29 protein-coding genes are annotated in these 23,820 nt (G+C 48.0%); 17 read left to right on the forward strand and 12 right to left on the reverse strand.

Features of this window, described 5'->3' with window-relative positions; genetic code table 11:
• The coding region (locus ENN47_11025) for a 2-oxoacid ferredoxin oxidoreductase (protein HDP78688.1) at positions 1-833 on the forward strand (833 nt) is incomplete at its 5' end.
• Here the strand turns inward: ENN47_11025 and ENN47_11030 are convergent.
• From ENN47_11030 to ENN47_11060, 7 genes are read right to left on the reverse strand one after another with little or no spacing between them, the layout of a single operon-like run.
• Positions 826-1,503 (reverse strand): DUF554 domain-containing protein, encoded by a 678-nt coding sequence (locus ENN47_11030; protein HDP78689.1) that lies wholly within the window; start codon positions 1,501-1,503, stop codon positions 826-828. The genes ENN47_11025 and ENN47_11030 overlap by 8 nt on opposite strands.
• On the reverse strand, positions 1,497-2,285 hold the full coding sequence (locus ENN47_11035; GenBank protein HDP78690.1) for an ABC transporter ATP-binding protein: 789 nt from the start codon (positions 2,283-2,285) through the stop codon (positions 1,497-1,499). Before ENN47_11035 ends, ENN47_11030 begins: the two co-directional genes overlap by 7 nt.
• Positions 2,279-2,992: an ABC transporter ATP-binding protein gene (locus ENN47_11040; protein HDP78691.1), complete on the reverse strand. Its 714-nt coding sequence runs from the start codon at positions 2,990-2,992 to the stop codon at positions 2,279-2,281. Before ENN47_11040 ends, ENN47_11035 begins: the two co-directional genes overlap by 7 nt.
• Positions 2,973-3,581 carry a class I SAM-dependent methyltransferase gene (locus ENN47_11045; protein ID HDP78692.1) on the reverse strand — a complete coding sequence of 203 codons (609 nt, stop codon included), beginning with the start codon at positions 3,579-3,581 and terminating at the stop codon, positions 2,973-2,975. The genes ENN47_11040 and ENN47_11045 overlap by 20 nt, the downstream gene beginning before the upstream one ends.
• Positions 3,578-3,916, reverse strand: a complete 339-nt coding sequence (locus ENN47_11050; GenBank protein HDP78693.1) for a histidine triad nucleotide-binding protein — start codon at positions 3,914-3,916, stop codon at positions 3,578-3,580. The genes ENN47_11045 and ENN47_11050 overlap by 4 nt, the downstream gene beginning before the upstream one ends.
• Positions 3,917-3,921: 5 nt before the next feature.
• Positions 3,922-4,587: an adenosylhomocysteine nucleosidase gene (locus tag ENN47_11055; protein ID HDP78694.1), complete on the reverse strand. Its 666-nt coding sequence runs from the start codon at positions 4,585-4,587 to the stop codon at positions 3,922-3,924.
• A gap of 48 nt (positions 4,588-4,635) precedes the next feature.
• Positions 4,636-5,022: a DUF1292 domain-containing protein gene (locus ENN47_11060; GenBank protein ID HDP78695.1), complete on the reverse strand. Its 387-nt coding sequence runs from the start codon at positions 5,020-5,022 to the stop codon at positions 4,636-4,638.
• A 109-nt stretch (positions 5,023-5,131) separates the two neighbouring features.
• Between ENN47_11060 and ENN47_11065 the strand changes: the two genes are divergently transcribed.
• Positions 5,132-5,704, forward strand: a complete 573-nt coding sequence (locus ENN47_11065; protein HDP78696.1) for a hypothetical protein — start codon at positions 5,132-5,134, stop codon at positions 5,702-5,704.
• 4 nt (positions 5,705-5,708) lie between these two features.
• Here the strand turns inward: ENN47_11065 and ENN47_11070 are convergent, their stop codons facing one another.
• From ENN47_11070 to ENN47_11090, 5 genes are all read right to left on the reverse strand, one after another.
• Positions 5,709-7,040 (reverse strand): cell wall hydrolase, encoded by a 1,332-nt coding sequence (locus ENN47_11070; protein ID HDP78697.1) that lies wholly within the window; start codon positions 7,038-7,040, stop codon positions 5,709-5,711.
• A gap of 25 nt (positions 7,041-7,065) precedes the next feature.
• On the reverse strand, positions 7,066-7,902 hold the full coding sequence (locus ENN47_11075; GenBank protein HDP78698.1) for a carbohydrate ABC transporter permease: 837 nt from the start codon (positions 7,900-7,902) through the stop codon (positions 7,066-7,068).
• 5 nt (positions 7,903-7,907) lie between these two features.
• Entirely contained in the window at positions 7,908-8,819 is a 912-nt protein-coding gene (locus ENN47_11080; GenBank protein HDP78699.1) for a sugar ABC transporter permease, read from the reverse strand.
• 79 nt (positions 8,820-8,898) lie between these two features.
• The gene (locus tag ENN47_11085) at positions 8,899-10,239 is read right to left on the reverse strand and encodes a sugar ABC transporter substrate-binding protein (GenBank protein HDP78700.1); all 1,341 of its coding nucleotides are present in this window, start codon (positions 10,237-10,239) and stop codon (positions 8,899-8,901) included.
• A 29-nt stretch (positions 10,240-10,268) separates the two neighbouring features.
• The gene (locus tag ENN47_11090) at positions 10,269-10,841 is read right to left on the reverse strand and encodes an HAD family phosphatase (GenBank protein ID HDP78701.1); all 573 of its coding nucleotides are present in this window, start codon (positions 10,839-10,841) and stop codon (positions 10,269-10,271) included.
• A gap of 250 nt (positions 10,842-11,091) precedes the next feature.
• Here ENN47_11090 and ENN47_11095 point away from each other — a divergent pair, with 250 nt between their 5' ends.
• The 15 genes from ENN47_11095 (at position 11,092) to ENN47_11165 (ending at position 23,797) form a co-directional block, all read left to right on the forward strand.
• Complete coding sequence (locus tag ENN47_11095) at positions 11,092-11,772, forward strand: Crp/Fnr family transcriptional regulator (protein ID HDP78702.1); 681 nt, start codon at positions 11,092-11,094, stop codon at positions 11,770-11,772.
• A 191-nt stretch (positions 11,773-11,963) separates the two neighbouring features.
• Positions 11,964-13,043, forward strand: a complete 1,080-nt coding sequence (gene ychF / locus ENN47_11100) for a redox-regulated ATPase YchF (GenBank protein ID HDP78703.1) — start codon at positions 11,964-11,966, stop codon at positions 13,041-13,043.
• A complete protein-coding gene (locus ENN47_11105; GenBank protein HDP78704.1) occupies positions 13,024-13,821 on the forward strand; it encodes a TatD family deoxyribonuclease in 798 nt (265 codons plus the stop codon). The genes ychF and ENN47_11105 overlap by 20 nt, the downstream gene beginning before the upstream one ends.
• 8 nt (positions 13,822-13,829) lie before the next feature.
• The gene (locus ENN47_11110; GenBank protein ID HDP78705.1) at positions 13,830-14,171 is read left to right on the forward strand and encodes a carboxymuconolactone decarboxylase family protein; all 342 of its coding nucleotides are present in this window, start codon (positions 13,830-13,832) and stop codon (positions 14,169-14,171) included.
• Complete coding sequence (gene polA / locus ENN47_11115; GenBank protein ID HDP78706.1) at positions 14,171-16,861, forward strand: DNA polymerase I; 2,691 nt, start codon at positions 14,171-14,173, stop codon at positions 16,859-16,861. Before ENN47_11110 ends, polA begins: the two co-directional genes overlap by 1 nt.
• 18 nt (positions 16,862-16,879) lie before the next feature.
• On the forward strand, positions 16,880-17,164 hold the full coding sequence (locus ENN47_11120) for an AtpZ/AtpI family protein (GenBank protein HDP78707.1): 285 nt from the start codon (positions 16,880-16,882) through the stop codon (positions 17,162-17,164).
• Positions 17,100-17,450 carry a hypothetical protein gene (locus ENN47_11125; GenBank protein ID HDP78708.1) on the forward strand — a complete coding sequence of 117 codons (351 nt, stop codon included), beginning with the start codon at positions 17,100-17,102 and terminating at the stop codon, positions 17,448-17,450. The genes ENN47_11120 and ENN47_11125 overlap by 65 nt, the downstream gene beginning before the upstream one ends.
• A complete protein-coding gene (locus tag ENN47_11130) occupies positions 17,440-18,279 on the forward strand; it encodes a F0F1 ATP synthase subunit A (GenBank protein HDP78709.1) in 840 nt (279 codons plus the stop codon). Before ENN47_11125 ends, ENN47_11130 begins: the two co-directional genes overlap by 11 nt.
• 12 nt (positions 18,280-18,291) lie before the next feature.
• Complete coding sequence (locus ENN47_11135; GenBank protein HDP78710.1) at positions 18,292-18,537, forward strand: F0F1 ATP synthase subunit C; 246 nt, start codon at positions 18,292-18,294, stop codon at positions 18,535-18,537.
• Between the two features lie 33 nt (positions 18,538-18,570).
• Positions 18,571-19,056, forward strand: a complete 486-nt coding sequence (gene atpF / locus ENN47_11140) for an ATP synthase F0 subunit B (protein HDP78711.1) — start codon at positions 18,571-18,573, stop codon at positions 19,054-19,056.
• Positions 19,053-19,604 carry an ATP synthase F1 subunit delta gene (atpH, locus tag ENN47_11145; GenBank protein HDP78712.1) on the forward strand — a complete coding sequence of 184 codons (552 nt, stop codon included), beginning with the start codon at positions 19,053-19,055 and terminating at the stop codon, positions 19,602-19,604. The genes atpF and atpH overlap by 4 nt, the downstream gene beginning before the upstream one ends.
• On the forward strand, positions 19,601-21,115 hold the full coding sequence (locus tag ENN47_11150; protein ID HDP78713.1) for a F0F1 ATP synthase subunit alpha: 1,515 nt from the start codon (positions 19,601-19,603) through the stop codon (positions 21,113-21,115). The genes atpH and ENN47_11150 overlap by 4 nt, the downstream gene beginning before the upstream one ends.
• A gap of 6 nt (positions 21,116-21,121) precedes the next feature.
• Complete coding sequence (atpG, locus tag ENN47_11155; protein ID HDP78714.1) at positions 21,122-21,955, forward strand: ATP synthase F1 subunit gamma; 834 nt, start codon at positions 21,122-21,124, stop codon at positions 21,953-21,955.
• A 20-nt stretch (positions 21,956-21,975) separates the two neighbouring features.
• The gene (gene atpD / locus ENN47_11160; GenBank protein ID HDP78715.1) at positions 21,976-23,397 is read left to right on the forward strand and encodes a F0F1 ATP synthase subunit beta; all 1,422 of its coding nucleotides are present in this window, start codon (positions 21,976-21,978) and stop codon (positions 23,395-23,397) included.
• Between the two features lies 1 nt (position 23,398).
• Positions 23,399-23,797, forward strand: coding sequence for a F0F1 ATP synthase subunit epsilon (locus tag ENN47_11165; protein ID HDP78716.1), 399 nt, complete (start codon positions 23,399-23,401; stop codon positions 23,795-23,797).
• Positions 23,798-23,820 lie beyond the last annotated feature (23 nt).

Consider the following 23,820-nt stretch of genomic DNA (forward strand, 5'->3'; position numbering starts at 1 on the left):
TAGACCCCGCGTGGTGTCCAGGATGCGGAAACTTTCCCCTCAGAATGAATCTCGCGAGCACCTTGGAGGAGATGGGAGTAGATAAGTCCCGCTTTGTTATGGTAACCGGAATCGGGCAGGCTGCGAAGATGCCCCATTATCTCGACGTAAACTTTTTCAACGGCCTCCATGGAAGAAGCCTTCCAGTCGCCTTTGCGATAAAAGTCGTCAATCCCGAACTCACTGTAATTGCCGAGTCAGGAGACGGAGACATGTATGGAGAGGGTGGGAACCATTTCATTCATGGTATCCGTAGGAATTTCGACGTATCTGTCTTGATTCATGATAACCAGATCTATGGATTGACGAAGGGCCAGGGGTCGCCAACAACAAGAAAGGGTCAGAAGACGAGCGTACAACTTCAAGGCGTAATCAACGAACCCTTGAATCCACTTGCTCTGGCGATAACGATGGATGCTCCCTTTGTTGGAAGATCCTTTATCGGCGACAAGGAACACTTCAACAAGGTTGTTTCGGCAGCGATAAAGCATAAGGGTTTTTCAGTTGTTGATATAATGCAACCCTGCGTCACTTTCAATAAGGTGAACACCTTCAAGTACTACAAAGAAAGACTCTATGATGTTAGCGAAGCAGATAGTGGTTACGATCCGACAGACAAGGCAAATGCTTTCAGGAAGGCTCTCGAGTGGGACGATAAGATACCGATGGGTATTCTATACGTGAACGATAAGCCGACTTACCATGAACTTCATCCCGTTTTGAAGAAAGGCGTTGTTATTGCGGCGGAAAAGACATCGATCGATATCTCTGCCGAGCTCAAGACCTTTAGGTGAAAAGAATAGAGACCCAGGTGAGTATTGGTGAGAGTATCAGGGCCGGCAGGAAGTTGCCGACCCTGATTTCTTTTATCTCAAGCAGTCTAATCCCCAGAGCAAGGAGCATAAGACCTCCAACCCCCGAGAAATCTCCCAGATAGATAGGATCCTGAAGGAAGGAAAGAACTCCGGCAAGAGACACGAGTCCGCCCTGTACCAGATAGACGGCAGCGGCAGAGAGAAGCACACCCTTGCCTAGAGCTGCGGAGAGCATTACGGACGAGATCCCATCCATTAATGATTTTATGTAAATCAACTCATTTTCGCCCGAGAGTCCAGCCTTGAGAGAACCTATAACCGTCATGGGGCCGGCAACGAAAAGGACGGAGGCGGTGATGAAACCTTTAACGAAGTTTGCGTCGTCACTCTTGTTTCCTGCGAGTCTTCCAATCTTTTCCTCCAGATCGAAAGCCTCTCCGATTGCTCCGCCGATAATGAGACTACCCAGAACAACGAGAACGCTGCTCGTATCAAGAAACATACTTATACCCAGACCCATAGTCAGGAGTCCAATTACATTGAAAAAGACCTTTCTGTAACGCTCTTTCACAAACTTTCCACCCAGAAGGCCCAGCATCGACCCAAATATGACCGCAACTGTGTTAACAATGACCGATATATTCAGCATCTCTTTTCTCTCCTGACAAATGAGATCAGTTCCTCCTCGCTTGCAGGGAAGCGGGTGAAACGTTTGTAGTAGTTTAGCAGATATTTCTCCCTCTCTTCAAGTCTCTCACGGTGAAGATTACCGCTCACATACTCTGAAACTGTAACAAAATGACTGATCTTTCCTTCGACAAGATTCATCATGTGAGTAGCCAAATCCAGAAATTCTGCGGGCCAGTGAGTCGCCACAATGATTGTCTTGCCGGCCTTCCTTTCTGAGGATAGAATTTTTCGAACTCTATCTACAGCCCTTGCGTCCAGTCCGGAGGTCGGCTCGTCGAACAAGACTATTTCTCTGTCGAGCGCGACAATCGAAGCGATCGCGAGAAGCCGCTGCTCTCCTCCCGAGAGGGAAAAGGGAGTTCTCGAGCCGAAGCCGTCCAGTTCAAAACCGATCATCTGGAGAATATCTTCGAGCCTCCCGTAATCGTTCCTGCCGGTTATTTTTAGACTGAACTCGATCTCTTCTCTTACTGTGGGATTGAAGAAGCACTCCTCCGGGTACTGAAAGATCATTGAGGCCCTGGAAGTAAGTTTGCCGTATTCGCAGTCAATTCTTCCGCTCTCTGGCTCTATCAGACCGCAGAGAAGCTGTAGAAGAGTCGACTTTCCGGAGCCCGTTCTTCCCGTTAGTATGACGAAAGATCCCGACTCCAGGTCAAATGATACGTTCTTCAATGCGGGAATTCGTGAATTCTTCCCCTGGCCTTTATAGCTGAATGAAACCTCTCGAACCTTTAGCATGATACTGCTATCTCGAATGGAATTGCCATTTCCGCTTCAACGAAAATTGAAGGCGATTCCCTGAGCTCTTTGGAGGTGCCGTCAAACAGCTTACGCCGGCTGCCAATCAAGACGAATCTTTCAAAATCCTGGACTTCGGAGAATCTGTTGGTTGCGAAAATCACTGAGGTTTCCGGTCTCACAATCTCTGAAAGTGTGGCAAGCATTACTTCTCTATCGCTTCTGTCAATCATGGAAAGAGGTTCATCCAGCAAAAGCAGACCGGGTTCCGAAATGAGAGCGGCTGCAAGAGAAACGAGCTGGCGCTGGCCTCCCGAAAGAGTGAGAATATCTCTATCCCTGATTCCAGTAAAATCGAATCTCGAAATGAAGAGCTGTATCCGCTCCAAAATCTCACCTCTGGAAAGCGATAAGGACTGGAGTGGAAAGGCAAGATTCTCCTCCACCGTAGAGCCGAAAAGCGCCGAATCGGGATTCTGAAAAACGACTCCTATTTGGCCTTCGAAAGAGACCCTCCCGGAGAAGGGCTTTTTGATACCGGTTATGACGTTTATAAGCGTTGTCTTGCCAGAGCCGTTTTTCCCCAGCAGAGCCAATCTCTCACCTTTGGAGACGTCAAGAGAGAAATTCTCGAGTATCGGAGCATCGCCCGCTTTAACACTTACGTTCAGAAGAGAAAGAAGTGTTTCAGACTTTTCTGGAGACATAGACCCTTATACCGCCGGACTTCGTTTTCGTAACAACATTTCCAAAAGTCTCTTTCATGATTCCTTCCAGTCTCGATCCGCCCTTGTTGTGGTAGGCGACTATCTGAAGCGATCCTTTCTCAGTAAGCATTGCGGGAGCCTCTGTAATCAGTCTCTGCCACACTGCTTTCCCAGCGGCGATCGGTGGATTAGAAAGAATGGAATCGAACATCATGCCCTCCCACGGAGAGTAAAGCTCGCCTTTGCGGATATCTGCTTCGACGTTGTGGTCCCTCGCATTGATCTTTGAGAAAGTAACGGCTCTTGAATTTACATCACTCATGAAAAGCTTCAGATCGGGATATTCTCTTTTCAGAGTAATCCCGACGGGCCCGTAGCCGCAGCCGAGATCTAGTAGGCTTTCCCAACCCTCGATAAGGCAGTTCTCTATTAGCAGCAGGGAAGCTCTGTCAATCTTGCCGAAGGCGAAAACGCCCTCGGGACTCTTGAATGAGTAAGAGTGACCGTTTTTAAGTTTTAGTGAGGCCGCCTTAATAATCTGCGGGGGCTCGGTCTGATCAGTAAAGTAGTGCTGAAAAGTCTCTTTCATCCAAGTCTTCCCAGCTTTCTTCCTCCAAGTATGTGGAAGTGAAGGTGCTCTACTTCCTGGCCGGAATCGCTTCCTTGATTGACGATAAGTCTGAAACCGCTATCTTTTATCCCCTTTGACCGGACTATCTCGTCGACGAGATCGTAAAGACTCTTCAATACATCGCCATCGAAAGCGGTCAGTTCTTCGAGACTCTTCACGTGGTCCCTTGGAATTACAAGAACGTGGGCAGGCGCTACCGGATTTATGTCGTCAAAGGCGACGAACCAGTCGTTCTCTCCCACAAAACTGCTCTTGATTTCTCCACTGGCTATTTTACAGAAAATGCAGTCCACCGATCTCACTCCCTGTCTATGTAGTGACTCTTCATTGTCTCGACGAGCAACTCGGCAGATCTCCCGGCGAGTCTCTGAAAGTTTCTGTCGAAGTCTCTTTTTGAAGTCTCGTCTGCCCTGTCAAGAATCGTTTTGAGTACAAGATAATTTCTTTTGTTCTCGAAGGCTGTTTTTGCAAAAGGCGCGGAATCCATATCGAGGGCAATGCCTCCGTAGGAAGAGTGAATGCTGTCTCTAAGCGAGGAGTTCGCTATCACGCCGTCTCCCGAAAGGATCTTGCCGAACTTTCCCGCTTTAAAGTACACCCTGAGGAATCTCATCAAGAGGGTATCGGGAGCCTTCATTACCATCTTTCCTTCACTCAGGGGGAAGATCGTGTCGTACTCCTCAAACTCCGTTCCAACTACAACGTCGCCTATCTCCAGCGATTCATCGATTGCAGCAGCGCCAGAGGCGAGAACCGACAGTCCTGGATTGAAAAGATCAATCATTTTCTGAGTGATCATTGAGGTCTCAACTTTGCCCACGAATCCTCCGCAGGCAATTACTTCATTGTTTCCTATTACTCCTCTGCAGTAATGCCTTCCCAAAATCTCACCTGATTCTAGAACAAGCATATTGTCCATTACAGGTTTCACTTCTGGAAGAAAGACACCGAGCGCAAGAATCATGTCAACACCTCCATAGAGGATTATAACAAAAAGGGGACCCGCGGTCCCCTATTCTTCTTCAACATCTTCCTCTGCCAAAACCTCTTCAACGAGTCTGCTCCAGGCCTTGCTCACCTCTTCAAACTCGTCGTCTTCGACTGAATAAAGGAAGGGATTTTCATCCTCACCATGCTCAACTCTGAATACGATGTAGCCTTCATCTTCATCCTCGTCTTCTTCAGAGATATCCTCTTCGTCTTCGAAAAACTCTTCGACAACCCAATAGAGTCTGCCGTCGTTTTCAAATTCGGCGATGACGTTGAAGTGATGCTCTGTTCCGTCTTCGTCGGTAACTGTGAAACTGTCGAATTCAGCTTCTTCTCCGTGATTGTGTTCACAGTTTGGATCATTAGATTCGTCACAATCATGCATTTCAAGATCTTTTCTTTCTTCCATTATTTACCTCCGTTAGTCGCGATTCGGTACATACTAACACAGTCACGCAGAAGTCGCAACTTGATGACCTGTGAATAATCGTATACACTGTATCTGGAGTGTGAAGGCAGTGCTTGAAATCGAGAGAAAGTTCCTCTTCGGAAAAGAGTTACCTGTAAAAGTTATCGAAAGGGCAGAAAGACACCAGCTGATTATTCAGTGGTATCTGGACCATCCCGAGAGGCGGAGAATAAGACTCGGAGTTGATGAATCTGAGTGTTTTCTACTTGAGACCGTGAAATCGGGGAGCGGTCTCGTCAGGGAAGAGGAGGAAGAGTATCTCGATCCTGCGAAGATCACCGAGATCGCAGAACAGCTGAAAGCATCCAGGGCAGTTGTCAAATCAAGGCACATTTTTGCTCGCAAGCAAGTTGAGGGTGTGATTGACTGGTATCTGCTTCCTCAAATAGGGTATGTTTTTGAGGTGGAAACGTCCATTCCGTTTGTGAGACTTCCCGATCCGTGGGAATACTGGATGCTCCCGCGAGAAGAGTTCAGAGAAGTCACCGAAGACCCCGCCTACACAGCGAGATCCCTCGCAGTGGTTGTTCACTGCATTGAAGACATCTTTCCCATAAATGTGCCACTGATTAGCAATAGACAGATAGATAAATTCGAGATGCTCCTGCGACTGATCTACTAGAGCCCTAGCCCTTATCTATTTGAAGCGCGGAAGTAAGCAGTTCCAGATAACTCTTATCGCTGTTCATTGTACGGAGGGACAGATCCACAACGAAAACTCCATGCACTGAAATCCTCTTTCCCTTCGAATCTTTATAGCCAGCACCATCATGAATAGCGAAGAATCTCCCGTTATCCTGACCGAGATAGATCAGCGTATGGCCCGGCATATACAGTGGGTTTCCGGGTCTTAGGGATCGCAACTGAATCTTCCTTTCTTCCAAACTGCCTTCGAAAAGAATTCTGTCCTTCGATCCCAGCGTCTCTTGAGCCCAGGCGTCTCTGGGAAGTACGAGGCCAAAAACGGCAAAGATGTCCTGAACGAATCTCGAACAGTCTCTCCTGTTGTAGAGGCCTCCCCAGCCGTAACGCTCACCGAGCATCTTGAAGGCTTGATTCAATATCTCCCTGCCGGTTAGCTTCAAGTTCCCGATCTTTGCATCTTCACTCATTCTCACAAGGCCTTTTCGAAAACCCAGCGAGCCCAACCTCTCCCTCACGGGAACTTTGACTGTGAAACAGCCAAATGGCCCTTGCGCATGGAGGTTTCCACTCTCTCCAGGATCCTCAAGAGGCAGTTTGTCTCCCATTTGCAGAAACAGCCCAAAGGAATTCGGTTCAAAGGGGTCAGGCTCGATCTCCACTCTGCTGCCAGTTGCAAGGAGGAAGTCTCTCGAGCAATAGAAGTTCTGTACAGAGAGCCTGTTCTCCGTAACGGCAGAATCATTTGCCTTCAGCCAGCCCCTGTAACCAGGGGTCTGAACGAAGAGCCAGGAAGTGTCCCTGCTGTGCGCAAGAACTGCAAATGGCGTTCCAAGGCTTACAGAAGTCAACTGGAGGCGGTCATTGTCGATATACTCGTCGCAGGAAATGAAATCTGTGGGCAGCGCTCTCAGATGAGTCCTCCGAGTCACGATGCCAAACTTCTCTGCAATATCCTGATTGAGGATAGCAGTAGCATTGTCAACGATGTCTCCGCGAATTCCCGAAGGGACAATCTCTCCTTCATTGCTCAAAAGAGGAGTTTGCATGAAGTGCTCGGGAATTGCTCCGTTGATCATCGCTCTAACTTCATCGAACTCCAACGTCGAGGGGAAGTTTTCGAGCTTGGTCGCATATGCCGTGTGCCCCGTGTCCACTGCTCGTGAGATGACTGATCCGTTGAAGGCGTCTATCTGGTCTTTATTCAGCCACTCTTCATCCGAATCAGTAATCTTCCCGCACCAGAAGGCGGATTGCTGCATCTCCCTTGAAACGTTTTCGGGACAAACCGTGTACCGCTCAGAAACCTTTGTCATCTTCTAAAACACCCCTTCCAGTCGCTTATTTGATTGCTCCGACTGTAATACCTTTCAGGAAGTATTTCTGGAAAGCAAGGAAGACAATGATCATTGGAATTGCCGAGTACGTAGCGCTTGCCATCAGATAGGAGTACTGCATCGGCACTTGTTCCTGAAGAAGCGAGAGTCCTGCCTGGAGAGTTCTCATTTCTGAAGTGTTTGTAACAATCAATGGCCAGAGAAAGCTGTTCCACTGACCCATGAACGTGAATATTCCGAGGACTGCCAAAGCCGGTTTCGAAATTGGAATAATAATCTTCGCAAAAGTTCTGAATTCGCTCGCACCATCTATTCTGGCGGCCTCAATAATCTCTGTGGGAAGGGATACCATGAACTGCCTCATCAGAAATACTCCGAAGGGGGCGGCAATAGCAGGCAAAATCAGCGCCTGATAAGTGTCTACCATGCCCAACTTTGAGACCAGGATGTACAGAGGAACGAGCGTGACCTGTGTCGGGATCATCATGGATGCTATATAGATAGAAAAGATCGCTTTGCTGCCGGGGAATTTCTTCTTTGCCAGAGCATAACCGGCCATAGCGCAGACGAATATCTGTGCAAGAGTAACGGTCCCTGCAACTATGAAGCTGTTCAGAGTCCATCTGAAGATTATCTTCCTCTCAAAGAGATCCTTGAAATTCTGAAGTGTGGGATTCTTCGGGATGATGTCTGGCGGAAACTTCATAGTCAATGAAGGTTGCGTAAAAGAGGTCGCAACCATCCAGTAGAGTGGAATAAAGGCGAGAGATGCGAGCAAAGCCAGAATGGCCAGCGAAACTGCCTTCTTTATATTAGTCTTAGTCTTCGCTTTCACAGTCAATCACCTCAATACTCCACATTTGAACCGAGCCATTTGAACTGGACTATTCCAAGAACTACGAGGATGCCAAACATTACCATTGACATTGCAGAAGCAAGCCCCAGGTTGTAGTTCTTGAAGGCCGTCTCGTAGATCAAGTAAGCAATAGTAGTCGTCGAAAATTCCGGGCCTCCACTGGTCATGATGTAAATGTTCGAGAAGGTCTGGAAATTTGCTATCGTTCCCATGACCAGAGCATAGAGTATCGTCGGCTTGAGCAGAGGGACGGTAATCTTCCTAAAGATAGCCCACGAGCCGGCTCCTTCGAGCGTGGCAGCCTCGAAATAGTACTCGGGAATCGAAGCCATCGCCGCAGAAAGAAGTACGATAGTCGAGCCGCCTCCCATTATTACCTGCATGATAATCAAGGAGGGCATTGCCGTAAGAGACCTGCCAAGCCAGACGACCGGCTCGAGTCCGAGAACGGTCATGAAATAGTTCAACAGCCCGAAGTTCGGATTGAAAACCCACAGCCAAATCATAGCAATTATGACGGTGGAAGTAACATGAGGCAGATAGAAGGCCGCTTTGAAAAAGGTCCTGATGGACTTTCTGAAAGGATATACCAGAACCGTTACGAGCAAAGCCTTTCCCAGCCATAGAGGAACAACACCAAATGTGTAGAAGAAGGTATTTTTAAGAGACTTCAGAAAGAGCCAATCGCTCAGAATACGTTTATAATTGTCGAACCAGATGAATGTCTGCGAAAAGACGTTGTACTTGAACATACTGAGGTACATTCCCCACGCAACAGGGACGAGAAAGAATATTGCAAACAACGCAAAGTGGGGCAGTATAAACAAGTAACCGGATCTGCCCTTCCATACATCTAGCAATGTCGTCTTTCGTTTTATTGGCTTAACAGGAATTTGCTCCAAAATCGATCACCCCATTAAATGGGAACAGCCCCGTGCCCGCAGGGGCGGAGGCTGTTCCCTTCAACTCATCTACTCAAAATCAATAGTAAGAGAGCGCCCGGTTGGCTTCGGTTACAAACCCATCGAGGGCCTCTTGCGCTGTCTTGGTCTTCCCGAAAGCTCCCTGCATTGCGCTTGTAAAGAATTTCGAAATCTCCGACCACGGGAAGCTCTGAGAGCCAAAGAAATCCATGCCTGTCTCATCCATAATTCTTGCGAATGTCTGAGCCTGTTCATTCAGATAATCGTCGTTCTGGAAGAGCATCGCATTAACTGACTTTCTCGCCGTAAGGTAGATCAAGCTTTCTAGAAGCGCCGTGTTCTCTTTGTTTGTAAGGAATTTTGCAAACTCCATTACGGCGTCTCTCTTTTCCTTGTCGTTCTGTTTGAAGACGACAAATCCGCTGGCCGATGCGTACGAGGCGCCCTTTTGTCCTTCAACGTGAGGGAATGGAGCAATAACTGGATAGAATGCCTCCGTGAGCTGACCGGATTTGACGTAACGTGTGATTCTGCCGATCTCGTAAGGACCACCGAATCCGATGCTCGTCCGGTGAGAATGGAAGTTGCCTATCACATCGTAAACACCCATGGCCTCTACGCCGCTGGGAGCTACTCCATGAACATCGACCAGGTCAAGCAAGAACTGAAGGCCTTCTACGGCCTCCGGAGTATTGAACGTAACTTCCGTTTCATCTTCATTGGTCAGTTTTGCGCCATGCGCATAGATGAAGTTCATCAGGTTGTGCGTGTCCTGCGCTCCGAAGCTGATTGCATAATGGTCAATCTTGCCGTCACCGTCAGAATCCCATGTAAGCTTCTTGGCGACTTCGACAAACTCTTCCATCGTCCAGCCCTCTTCTACTATCTTTCGCCAGTCAACGCCGGCCTTCTCGAAGTCTGGAGTGTAGAGCAGCATGCTGGTTCCCATGCCATTTGTCCCGAGATTCCACGGCCAGATGTAGTACTTACCGTCGACATAACCTGTCTCGAGAGCAAGATCGTAGAAATCTTCAAGGTCTTCCGGGGAAATGTAATCATCGATAGGTTCGAGCAGTCCGGCTCCTACCCATCTGTTGTCCCAAACGGGGCCCTTGAAGATGTCGGGCTGGGTTCCGGTCGCGATGGCCGCAGCCATTTTCTGTGAATACTCCGTGTTCCCGACAACTACATACTTGACCTCAACGTCCGGATGAAGTCTCATGAACTCCTCGGCAGCCCACTTTGGGAAGTCCTCTTCCGTTGGAGCCTTATCTGCAGGGAAGTTTGGAGGTGCAATTCTCCACGGGTTGATCCACCAGGTGATCGTGATCTTTCCCAGTGCCGAGATCGGTACAGCTAGCATAAGCAATACAAGAAGAATTACGCTAAGCCTTTTCATAGAAACACCCCTTTCGATGTGAAGTTAACTCAAAGGTACTCTCTGAGTTTTTCTCTCAAAACTGATGAATCGGTAAATTGAAACGCATTCATTCCGCTTCTAAGTGCCGCTTCGACATTTCTCGCTGTATCGTCCGTGAAAAAAGCTTCTTCGGGTCTGCAGGATTCTTTTTCTAAAATATGACTGTAGAATTTGAGATCTGGTTTTGCAAACCCAATAATATGTGAGGCATAGACTTTATCAAAAAGATCGTAATCACCGCGAGACTTGTGTACCTTAAAATGAGGTTCGATCGTGTTAGTTCCTGCGACCACCCTATGTTTCCGTCGTAATTCTTTTATTATCTCGATTGTCTCTTTGATTGGTTCAGGTTTGAAGAACATTTCCCAGATATTTTCCGGCACGGGTCTTCCAAGTTTCCTCGAGAACATATAAACAAACTCTTCGGGAGTAAGTCGACCGGTTTGCAAAGCAATTAGATTTTCCATTTCAGCATAGTCCAGAAACTCATCTTTCGAGATGTCCAGAAAACCACAGATAGATGGAACTACGTTTGTATTCTCGGCAATTACACCGCCGACATCGAAAATGAAAAGTCGCAAGTCGACCTCCTGAAATGTCTTTACAAGAGTACAACGAACGGGCAGGAAAGCGATAAACTCGCTAGAACTCCCATCCGCAACAACCCTAAAAAGAAGATATCAAAGTGAACTTTAATATGATACTATTTCTGGACCTACTAAATCAAGCTCAGTTTCAGTACGACCGGAACGTGTAGAACCAGCTAATGTCGAAAAAAGACTCGGGATCTGGTTATAATAGCTTTGTGCCACTGCAGATCGGAGGTGCATTTTGAATCCACTAATATACAACCTCGGTAGATGCAGCCTCTTCGAAGGAATCAAGGCGGGACAGCTCGAGACGATATTTAAGAATGTGCATCATAGAATTACCTCATTCCTTGATGGGGAATTGATTGAAGAGCAGAATAACCGCTGCGACGAAATGTTGGTTTTGCTTCAAGGACATACAAAAGCTCAGATGCAGGATTTCTCAGGGAAAGTCGTTACGATAGAGACAATGGAGGCCCCGTCGATTCTCGCTTCGGGTTTTCTCTTTGCCTCGAAGAACGTGATACCGGTCGATATTGTCTCCACAGACAAAAGTGCAGTGCTCTACATTGAAAGAGACGGAATACTGTGGCTTTGCAGGGAGTATGAAGTCTTCCTTAGAAACTTGCTTAGAGATATGGGGGATAGGCTCAGTACACTGGCGGAAAAGGTGTGGATGCTCTCTCTCAACACCCTGAATCAAAGACTGGCCCACTTTCTCCTGAAGCAGAGTGACGACCTAGGAAGCGAATTTGAATTGAAGACGACAAAAGAAGAGTTGGCAGACGCCCTTGGCGTAGCAAGGCCTTCTCTTTCAAGGGTATTTTCCGAGTTTGCCGGAGAAAAGATTATTAGTCAGGAGGGCAAGCTGATAAAGATTCTCGACAGAAAAGCTCTCCTAAAGAAAACAGGAAGAAACTGAAAGATTGAGAAGTGAGACTACGAGAAAGCAGGAAGGAGACAGTTGAAGATAAGAGAACTGCAGCTGAATCTTCTTGCAGACTCTGAGAGAAATTCGGAATCATCTGCTTCGACCAGGAAACACGAATCTCTGTCTGTTTCCAATGCCTACGTTATTCTGATAATATAGATGTGTCAAGAGGAGGCGGTACTATGGAGATAGGAATTTTTGGTCTGCCGTTGAGTGGAAAGAGTACGCTGTTCACCCTCCTAACTGGTGTTGAACCCCATTCAAGTCACAAGAACGAAGCACATACTGCTGTTGCAAGGGTGCACGACAGAAGAGTAGATGAGCTTTCAAAGATCTTCAATCCAAAGAAGACCGTATATGCAACGGTTTCATTTACTGATATTCCCGGATACGATCTTTCGGCCAATCAAAAGGAAAAGAATCGAATCCTTCAATTCATTCAGAACTCCGAGGCTGTTCTTGCCGTTGTCAGAGCGTTCAAAGATCCCTCGGTGCCGTGGCCGACGGAGGCGTATACACCCGTAAAACAACTTGAAACGATAGAGACGGAGCTTTTCGTACGCGATATGGAAGTAGTGGAGAACAGGCTTGTAAGGCTCGAAGAGGCGAAGAAGAAGCGAAAGCTATCTTCGGAAGAGGAGAGGGAGGCGGAGCTTCTTCATATTATCGAAAAGGGATTTGAGGAAAACAGTTTTGCTTCTCAGCTGGAGATTAGCGAAGAGGATATGAGACTTCTCGGCTCTCTATCTCTATTCACTGCGAAGCCGATAATTGTCGCGATTAATATCGATGAAGAACAACTATCCACAGGCAATTACCCCGAACGCGAAGCGCTAATTCAAAGAATCGAGCAGAATGGATTCACTCACATCGAGCTTTCTGGCAAGATCGAAGCCGAGCTTGTGGAGCTTTCAGAGGAAGACAGAGAGCTCTTTATGGAAGAACTCGGAATCTCCCAAAGTGGAATCGAAAGGCTTTCCGGGGTAGTATATCAGCACATGGGGCTGATCTCTTTCTTGACGGTAGGAGAAGACGAGGTCAGAGCCTGGACGATTAAGAAAAACACCCCTGCCAAAGAGGCAGCAGGGAAGATCCACACCGATCTTGAGAGGAGCTTCATCAGGGCCGAGGTCATTCCTTATGAAGAGTTCATGACAATAGGAAGCATGCAGGAGGCCAAGACGAAGGGCCTGGTGAAAGTAGTCGGCAAGGAGGAGATTGTGAAGGACGGTGACATCTTCCATGTCAGGGCCAACGCCTGATTTCGCCGGCCTCAGGCTTGTTGATACGCACGCCCATATTTCCTTTTCTCAGTTTGACAGTGATAGAGAGAAAGTGATTGCCCAGATCGAAGAAGATACGATTTCCCTTCTGGTCGAGGTTGGAACAAACGTCGAGGATTCGCAGAGAGCATGCGAGACAGTTAGGGATTTGAAGAACGCTTTCTTCTCGGCAGGCGTCCATCCTCATGAAAGCACTGGATTAGATGCCGAGGGAATTCGCTCTCTGGAATCGCTTCTATCCTGTGATAAAGCCGTAGCGGTTGGCGAGATTGGCCTGGATTTTTTCAGAAATCTGTCACCCGCCGACAGACAATTAGAAGCATTCAAAGAGCAGCTTTTATTGGCTGCAAAGCTAGATTTACCGATTATCGTGCACGTTCGAGATGCTTTCCCTGAAGCCTATAAGACGATTTTGGAATCTGGTCACTTCAAGGGTGTGATCCACGCTTTTTCTGGCGATCTTGAATATGCGAGAAGGTTTGTTGATTTGGGCTTCTTTCTTGGAATTGGAGGTCCCATAACATACAAAAGAAACGAAGAGTTGCGAAATGTCGTGAGAGAGATGCCTCTTGAGAAACTGGTGTGCGAAACGGATTGTCCGTATTTGCCACCGGTTCCCTTTAGGGGAAAGCGGAACGAGCCTTACTACGTAGGGTACGTAATTGAAGAAATCGCCGCTCAGAAGGAAATCTCTGCAGAGAACTGCTCGGAGAAGCTTTTCGAGAACGCTGTCGGGCTCTTCTCTCTCACACTTTAGGAGGGAGTATGGCAAGACTCGACGAATTCAAGAGTTTTCGAGAGAAGATGAATAAAAGAATTCTGGAAACTGGTAACATGGATACGAAGCGTTTTTTCTCGCTCGACGGAGCCGTCTACAAAGACGGCGCTCTTGACGGCAGAACAAAAGAGTTGATGGGGCTGGTCGCTTCGACCGTTCTCAGGTGCGATGACTGCATCGCCTACCACATTATCCAGTGCAAGACTACCGGCTCCAGCCGTGATGAGATCATGGAAGCTTTGAATATTGCTTTAGTAGTGGGGGGGTCGATCGTCATACCCCATTATAGGAGGGCCGTTGAACTTCTAGATGAACTGGAGGAAGAATGATGCCCGGAAAACTGTATCTTTTTGACGGAACAGCGATTTTCTACAGGGGCTATTACGGAATAGATGTCACTCTTACCAATTCAAAGGGAGAGCCGACGAACGCTCTCTTTGGAACTGCGCGGATGCTCTCGAAATTTACGAGAGAGAGAATGAAGAAAGGCGACTATGCGATCTTTGCCTTCGACAGAAAGGAAGCGACAAAACGCCACGAGGCGTACGAGTCTTACAAAGCAACTAGAGAGGCTATGCCCGAGGCTCTCGTCGCTCAACTCGAGGACATTCCCGATCTTGTCGAGGCCTTCGGGATAAAATTCCTTTCAATCGCGGGGCTTGAGGCCGACGATATCGTCGCAACGGCAGCCACCAGGTATCGCGATGAAGTAGATGAAGTGCTTGTAGTTACCGGCGACAAGGACCTTCTTCAACTTGTGGATGAAAAGATCCATATTTTGCGGTTTGTAACTGGTCTAACCGATCTCGAATTGTACGATGAAGAGCGGGTCAAGTCAAGGTATGAGCTGGAACCTAAGAGACTCCATGCTCTCCTTTCGTTGGCCGGCGACTCGTCAGATAACATCCCAGGGGTCCCGGGAATCGGCATCAAAACCGCACAGAAGCTGCTGAAGGAATTTGGAGACATCGACGGGATTTTCGAGAACATAAGGCAGCTCAGTCCGGGATTGAGAAAGAAGCTTATAGACGGGAAAAAATCTCTCGAGTTGTCCATGGAGCTCGCGAAACTTCTTGACGACGAAGACCTGACGATAGCTCTCGACGACATCAAATACGAAGGGTTCAAGAAGAGGGAATTGCGCGAGGTCTTCCTCAAGCTCGAGTTTTCCTCGATGATAGATGAATACAAGCTCATAGACGAAGCGGACGAATCACTTTCAGATATAAACGGCTACAAGCTCGTGAGCAGCGACAAGGAACTGGAGCGGCTCCTTCAGAAAGTGCAGAGCAACCCGTTGTTTGCAGTCGATCTCGAGACCACATCTCTGGATCCTCATTCAGCGGAGATTGTAGGTGTCTCTCTCTCTCTTGAAGAAGAAACGGGCTATTATATCCCTGTAGCTCACAAGTCTGAAGGGTGGCAGGCAAAGAAAGAAGAACTTCTTCCAAGACTCAAGACAATCCTTGAGGACAAGGCGTCGAAGATAATAGGGCAGAATCTCAAGTTCGATTACTCGGTCTTCTCCGTGAATGGGATTCATCCGGTAGCTCCGGAATTCGACACCATGATAGCGGCATATCTTCTTTCGCCTGACACGAAACGCTTCAACCTTGACGAACTGGCGATGAAGTTTCTCGGGTACAAGACGATTAAGTTCGAAGACCTTATGAAGAGGAATCAGCTGGGCACGGATTTTTCGAAGGTTCCGCTCGAAGAGGCGGCCCGGTATTCGGTGGAAGATGCGGATATTGCGCTCAGGCTTTCAGCTATTCTAAGAAAGAAGATATACGAGCAGGAACTGGAGGATATATTCAGAAACGTGGAACTGTCCCTAATACCCGTACTGGCCGATCTCGAGCTGAACGGCGTATATTTCGACGTGCCTTCGCTCACAGGTCTTTCAGTTAAATACGGCAAGCTTCTCGACCGGATCCTTGAAGAGTTATTCGATCTGACGGGGGAGCAGTTCAATCCCAATTCCCCTTCCCAGGTGGGAAAAGTGCTTTTCGAAAGCCTGGGATTAACCCCTTCAAGAAAGACGAAGGGCGGTTCTTATTCGACCAGTGCAGACGCTCTTGAAGAACTTTCCGGAGAGCACCCGGCAGTGCAGAAACTTCTTGAATACAGAAAGTACCAGAAGTTGAAGTCGACTTATCTAGATTCACTTCCATCTCTTGTAAACAAAGCGACGGGAAGAATCCACACAAGCTATCACCAGACGGGTACTGGAACTGGAAGGCTTTCCAGCAGCAATCCAAACATGCAGAATCTACCGATACGGGATGAAGAGGGAAAAGAGATACGAAAGTGCGTAATTCCACAGAAGAGAGGCTGGAGGATAGTAAGTGCCGATTACTCTCAGATCGAGCTTCGAATCCTTGCGCATCTGAGTCAGGACGAACAGTTGCTTGATGCATTCAAGAACGACAAGGACGTCCACAGCCTCACGGCCGCAAACCTTTACGACATAAAGGAAAGCGAAGTAACTGATGAACAGCGAAGGATAGGAAAGATGGTGAACTTTTCCATAATCTACGGAATATCCTCTTACGGTTTGGCAAGCAGATTGAAGATCCCATCGAGTGCTGCCGAAGAGATGATATCCAACTACTTCAAGGCCTATCCTCAGGTGAGGGCCTTCATTAAGGACACAATCTCTGAGGCGAAGGACAAGGGCCTTGTGAGAACTATGTTTGGAAGAAAGAGAGAGATTCCGCAGTTCAAAACGAAAAACAGGAACGTCATTCAAGAGGGCGAGAGAATAGCTATAAACACACCTATTCAGGGAACGGCGGCCGATATCATGAAAATGGCCATGATAAAGATTTTTGAATTGCTGCAAGAGCATAAAATGGAGAGTTTTGCGATTCTTCAGGTCCATGACGAAATGGTTTATGAGGCTCCCGAAAACGAACTAGAAAAACTCAAGGAGATCTTGCAGGAGGGAATGTCAGAAGTAGTTGAGCTGAGCGTTCCTCTGGACATTGAAATCTCCGTCGGCGATTACTGGTGCTAGCGGGGAGACGGCGTCAACTTGAAGGAGAATAGAAACAGAATCAACTGGACGGCGCTTGCATCGCTTTATCAGTTTGCAGTAATTGTGGTCGCCAATATTGCAGTCGCAGGCGGCCTTGGTTACCTGCTCTACAGATTTGTCGGTATGGAGAGGTTGTGGATTTCATTTTTCCTACTTTTCGGAGCCTTCTCCGGCATATATAATGGAATAAGATATCTCTTGAAAGAGGCAGAGCGATATGACAGAAACAAGGACAATGATGATGAAGACATCGATAATACTGGCAGTTCTAGCAATGGTTGAAAGTACCGCCCTTGCTGTTACATCACTTTCCGGTTCGGAAATCGGCGTTTTCTATGGAACTGCTTTTGCTCTCATCGCTCTATTACTGATTAACTATGACGCGCAGATTTTGATAAGAGAGAAGAAGAGGGTCCCTGCCGGCTTTCTCGCGAGATACTTTTTCTATGGTATCTGTTTTGCTACGGCGGCCACCGTTTCCCTCGAATTCTTCCTTGGAAGCTTTCTCGGCATGATGAACCTAAAAATCGCAGCTATAGCCTTCGGGAGGTGGCTCAGTGAAACTTAATCTAACCAGATCCGACAAGGTATTTCTTGGAGTTATCTTTGGCGGATATCTTGCCGTAATAATTTACATAGTTGCCACGGGCTACAAATTCCAGCTTGAAGGTGTGGGCCAGAGGTGGATCTATCAGTTGCCTTTCGGAGACGGGCCGCTCAGCAGAGTCAATCCGATGACGATAATAATGACCTGGGTCGTTATGGCGATAATCATTTTCATGGCGACGAGAGTGAAAGTCTTCAAGATAATTCCAGGCAAGAAACAGAGTCTCCTGGAGGTCTTGCTGGATTACATACTGGATCTTGTTAAGGGCTCAGTTACGAGAAAGGAGTTTGTGAGGCCCATATTCGACATAGCCGCATCGCTCTTCTTGTTTGTTATCGTATCGAACTTTATTGCGAGCTTCCCGGGCATCAACACGATTCCTCTTGAAGGCGGAGGCGTCAAGCTCACAATCCTTTCGGACTCATGGTATGCGCCCACTTCAGATCTAAATATGAACCTCATGCTTGCATTCTTTGTTTTCGCCATGAGCCACGTTTACGCAATTAAGGTGAAGGGCTGGAAGAAGTGGGGGAAGAGTTTCTTTGAACCGATTTGGTGGATGTTTCCCATAAACGTGATCGGTGAGATAGCCAAGCCCGTATCCCATGCATTAAGGCTTTTTGGAAACATCATGGGAGGGGCGATCTTGATAGTCATCCTCGGTTATCTCGTCAAGTACTTTGTCCTTCCGGCGGCGTTGTGGGGTATCTTCGGACTGTTCTTTGGAGCTATCCAGGCACTGATATTTACGATACTTGCAATAGCATATATTAGCTCATTAATAGAGTAAGGAGGTTTTACTGTGGATATTGGAGAAGGCTTGATGTTGATGGGAAAGTTTATCGGAGCCGGACTTGCAATGGGAATAGGTGCAATCGGAGCCGGTATAGGTGAAGGTAGAATAGGTGCAAGTGCGATGGAAGCAATGGCAAGGCAGCCGGAAATGATAGGAACCCTGACAACCAGAATGATCCTGGCAGACGCGATTGCGGAGACCACCGGCATTTATTCTCTTGTTATTGCATTCATGATTCTGCTTGTCGTCTGAATTTTTTCCCCTGAGTAGAGGAGGGGTGCTAACTTGATTGAACTCAATCTGACAGCCATATTGTCGATATTAAATTTTCTGCTTCTATTCTTCGTGCTGAAGAAGCTGCTTTTCGACAAGTTCTTTGAGGTCATGAAACAGCGCAAAGAGAAGATACGCAGCGAAATCGCAGAAGCCGAAAAGATGCGGACCGAAGCAAATGAACTGAAGAGAGAATATCAAGCGAAGATCGAGGAAGCCCATTCTGCTTCCGAAGAGATAGTTACCCGGGCTGAAAGACAGGCCGAGGAAATCGTAAGAAACGCGAGAGAAGATGCCCAACAGGAGATACAGAGGATGTACAAGTCTGCGGAGCTTCAGATACAACGTGAACGTGAAGAGGCTGCAGGCGAAGTCAAGGGCGCGATTGTGACCGCAGCCGTTGCAATGGTGGGAAGATTTCTACAGAAGGAGATGGACGATACTGCCAAGAAGCAATATGCGAAGAGGATTCTTGAGAGCATGGGTGACAAGGAGTGAAGAGAATCCTTTCTCTGGCCGCCAAGTATGCGAACGCGCTCTTTTTTAGCCTTCCCCCGTCGAATAGAGAGCAAGCGCGATCTCAGCTGCAAGAGCTTTCTGAGATTGCTTCTGATGTTGAACTTTCAGAGTTTCTTTTCGATCCTACGCTCTCGGCCGAGAGAAAGGAAACCATTCTCCTGAGCTTCATTCAAAAGCCTCTGGATCAGATAGAGAGACTTGTCTCTCTTCTTGTATCGATGAAGCGACTTGAGCTCCTGGCAGACATCGAAAACTCGTTTGGCGCGAGACTTCTTTTTGAAAGCAATAGGATAGATGTCGAGATCGATTCTCCTGTGGAACTGGGTTCCGAAGAGAGAGAGAACGTTCTGAAGAAAGTCAGGAAAATAACGGGAATGGAAGGGGTTTTGAAGGTCAACCTTAACCCAAATCTAATAGCAGGTTATGTGATCAGGTTCAGAGATGAAGTAATTGATACGAGTCTCAGCGGTCGTTTGAAGAGAGTGAGCCAGGAATTGGGCTCGGGCCCTCGGGAGGTGAATGAGTGAAGATCAGTCCATCTGAGATTACGAAAGTCATACAGAATCAGCTAGAAAAGACTGATATAGAGTTTGATTATTTTGAAGCGGGAAAGGTAATCCAAATAGGTGACGGCATTGCAAGGGCCTACGGCCTCAAAGGCGTAATGGCAAACGAGCTGGTGAAATTCGAGAATAACGTCTTTGGTCTTGCGTTGAACCTTGAAGAGGACAATGTGGGAATAGTCATTCTTGGGGAATATGAGGAGATAAAGGAAGGCGATCTCGTCAGACGAACCGGACGTATTATGGAAGTCCCCACGGGACCGGAGCTTCTCGGAAGAGTCGTGAATCCTCTCGGGATTCCCCTCGATGGAAAGGGACCCATCAGAACAGATAGCTACAGACCGGTCGAAGTCAAGGCAACCGGGGTAGTAATGAGAAAGCCGGTCGACACTCCTCTGCAGACGGGAATAAAGGCAATAGACGCGACCATTCCCATTGGAAGAGGGCAGAGAGAGTTGATAATCGGGGACAGGCAAACCGGGAAAACGGCCATAGCGATCGACGCGATAATAAACCAGAAGGGACAGGGCGTCAAATGCATCTATGTGGCAATAGGTCAGAAGACGGCCGCTCTCGCAAGGATAATCGACAAGCTGAACCAGTTTGGAGCAATGGAGTACACGACGATTGTCTTCGCTTCGGCTTCCGAAACGGCGTCTCTCTCTTATCTCGCTCCCTACGCGGGAGCTGCAATGGGCGAGCACTTCATGTTTGAAGGTCAGGATTCCCTTGTCATATATGACGACCTTTCCAAGCACGCGGCTTCCTACAGGGAGCTCTCATTGCTGCTTAGAAGACCACCGGGAAGAGAGGCATATCCGGGAGATGTATTCTATTTACACTCCAGGTTGCTCGAGAGGGCGGCACGACTGAACGAAAACTACGGCGGCGGGTCGCTCACTGCGCTACCGATTATTGAGACCCAGGCAAACGACGTATCGGCATTCATACCGACAAACGTGATATCCATAACCGACGGACAGATATACCTGGATCCAAACCTCTTCTACGCTGGAAATCGACCGGCGATCAATGTCGGCCTTTCAGTTTCGAGGGTTGGAGGCGCTGCACAGATAAAGGCAATGAAGAAGATTGCGGGAAGTCTCCGAATCGAGCTGGCTCAGTACAGAGATCTTCTTTCTTTTGCCCAGTTTGCGACTGAACTCGATAAGGCCACCCGAGACCAGCTGACAAGGGGCGAGAAACTGACGGAACTCTTGAAACAGGATCAGTACGTCCCAATGCCCGTTGAGGAACAGGTAGTCGTTCTTTATGCCGGAACCAAGGGCTATCTTGACGATATGGAAACCGCGAAGGTTTCGAAATTCGAGACCTCTCTCCTAAAGACTCTTGAAATCTCTTATAGCGATGTACTGAATTCGATAAAAGAGAAGAAGGTAATCGAACATGAAGTTGAGACTCGTCTAAAGATGGCTATAGAAGAGACGAAAAAGCTTTTCTCCGAGCGGGGATGATTGACGGTGAGCAAGGGCAAACTGCGAACGATAAAGAAACGCATCGAGTCAACAAACTCGACGATGCAGATTACCCGCGCTATGGAGATGGTCGCGCGGGCAAAGATAAACAAAGTTCAAAAAGGGCTGAAGTTCGTCAGGCTATACGAAAGAGCGATGCAAAGGGCGCTTACCAGAGCTTATTTTGGAGATACGAACCACCCGAAAACCGGGGGAGAAAAAGATATCCTTCTTGTAGTCAGCTCGGATATGGGGCTTGCCGGCGCTTTCAATGCCGAGATAATGAAGGCCGCAGAGCGAGAAGTTGAAAAATCGGATATCGTACACATCGTTACGGTTGGTATCAAGGCGGAAAGCTATTTCAAGAAGAGCGGCTTGCCTATTACCGCTTTCAGTCATTTCTACGATACTCCAGATCTTGACGAGGCGGCCATCATCGTTGACGACATTGTCGATGTTATGGAAGACAAGAAAGCATCGGGCCTGAAAATGGTTTTCAGCCTTTTCAAGAATCCTCTCGCGCAGATGCCGAAAACCGTCAGGCTGCTTCCAGTCGAAGATCTTCAAAAGCCGGACAATGATCTGTTTGACTTTGAACCTGAAGTCGAAGTTCTGTATAAAGATGTTCTTAATTCTTGGCTTGTTGCAAAGGTTCTTCAGGGCTTGTATGAAACGAAGGTCGGGGAGCTCTTCTCCAGACAAACCGCAATGAAGAATGCAACTGAGAATGCGAAAAGTATGATAGAGCAGTTGACTCTGGTGAGAAACAAACTGCGCCAGTCGAATATCACTCAGGAGATAATCGAAGTTGTAAACGGTGCAGAGGCTCTTAATGGTTAATTGATTTTGGAGGTGTGAGTGTGCCCGATAAGAAGGAAGAGAACATTGGGAAGATAGTCGCCATAACCGGACCCGTCGTAGACGTATCGTATGAGGGAGGGAGACTTCCCGACATTTTGAACGCCCTAAAAGTAAAGAACGAATTCTTAGATAAAGAGATAGTCCTCGAAGTTGCACAGCTGATAGGTGATAACAGTGTCAGGGCGATTGCCATGGACAGCACTGATGGACTCGTGAGAGGCCAGGAAGTTCTCGATACGGGAACACAGATTAAAGTACCTGTCGGAGAAGAGATTCTCGGAAGAATGTTCAATCTTCTCGGCGAACCGATAGACGAGCACGGTGAGGTGAAGTTTTCCGATCACTGGGAAATACACAGATCGGCTCCATCGGTCACAGATCAGCAGACTGAAGTCGAGATACTCGAAACGGGAATAAAGGTCATCGATCTTCTCGCGCCATTCAGCAAGGGAGGAAAGATAGGCTTCTCCGGCGGCGCCGGCGTCGGGAAAACCGTTCTCGTCATGGAGCTAATCAGAAACTTCGCAATCGAGCAGAAGGGGCTTTCGGTCTTCGCAGGGGTAGGTGAAAGAACCAGAGAGGGAAACGACCTGTGGCTGGATATGCAGGAAGCCGGCGTTATCGAGAATACTGCTCTAGTATTCGGACAGATGAACGAACCTCCCGGTGCGAGATTTAGAATTGGACTCTCTGCAATAACCATGGCTGAATACTTCAGGGATGTGCAGAAGAAGGACGTTCTCGTATTTATTGACAACATTTTCAGATTTGTTCAGGCCGGCTCCGAAGTCTCGGCTCTCCTTGGAAGAATGCCTTCTGCTGTCGGTTACCAGCCGACGCTCGCGACCGAAATGGGAAACCTGCAGGAGAGAATCACCTCGACTCGATCGGGCTCTATCACTTCCGTTCAGGCAATCTACGTTCCGGCCGATGATTTCACCGATCCCGCGCCAGCTACTACCTTCAGCCATCTCGATGCCACAGTTAACCTTTCCCGTTCGATAGCCGAGCAGGGACTTTATCCGGCGGTTGATCCCCTGGATTCCACGTCTAAGAACCTGGATCCGGTAGTTGTCGGACAGGAGCATTATCAGGTAGCCAGAAGGGTCCAAGAGGTTTTGCAGAGATACAAGGACCTTCAGGACATAATTGCGATTCTCGGTATGGAAGAGCTGTCGGAAGAGGATCAACTCGCCGTTCAGAGGGCGAGGAAGATACAGCGGTTCTTGACTCAGCCGTTCTTCGTGGCCGAGAAATTCAGCAACATGGAAGGCAAATACGTGCCGATATCGGAGACGATAAGAGGATTTGAAGAGATACTGGAGGGCAAACACGATGATCTTCCCGAACAGGCCTTCATGATGGTGGGGACCATCGACGAGGCAATCGAGAAGGCGAAGAACCTCTCCAAGGATGAGTGAGATGGGACTAAGAACGACAATCACAACTCCTTATGGAATCGAATGGGAGGGGGAGGCCGATTACATCTCTTTTCGATCTACTGAAGGAGAGATCGGCTACCTGCCAGAAAGAGCGCCTGCGCTGATGAAGCTTACAGTCGACGTAATGGAAATCAGATCAGGTTCTGAAACTCTGCGGTTTGCCGTTCACGGAGGATACGTCCTCCAAGAGAGAGACAGCTTGACAATCGTGACAGATGCCGCGGAGACTCCTGAGGAGATCAGCGTAGAAAGAGCCAAGCAGCGTCTAAAACGAGCAGAGGAATTGCTTGAAGTCAGCAAATCCAGGCGTGAACGCGCCAGAAACGAGGCGAAACTTCAGCGGCATATGCTGAGAATCAAGATTGGCTCGAGGGGATAATTGCCCGGAGAAACGTCCGGGGA

The organism is Mesotoga infera, from assembly GCA_011045915.1.
GTDB lineage: Bacteria > Thermotogota > Thermotogae > Petrotogales > Kosmotogaceae > Mesotoga > Mesotoga infera_D.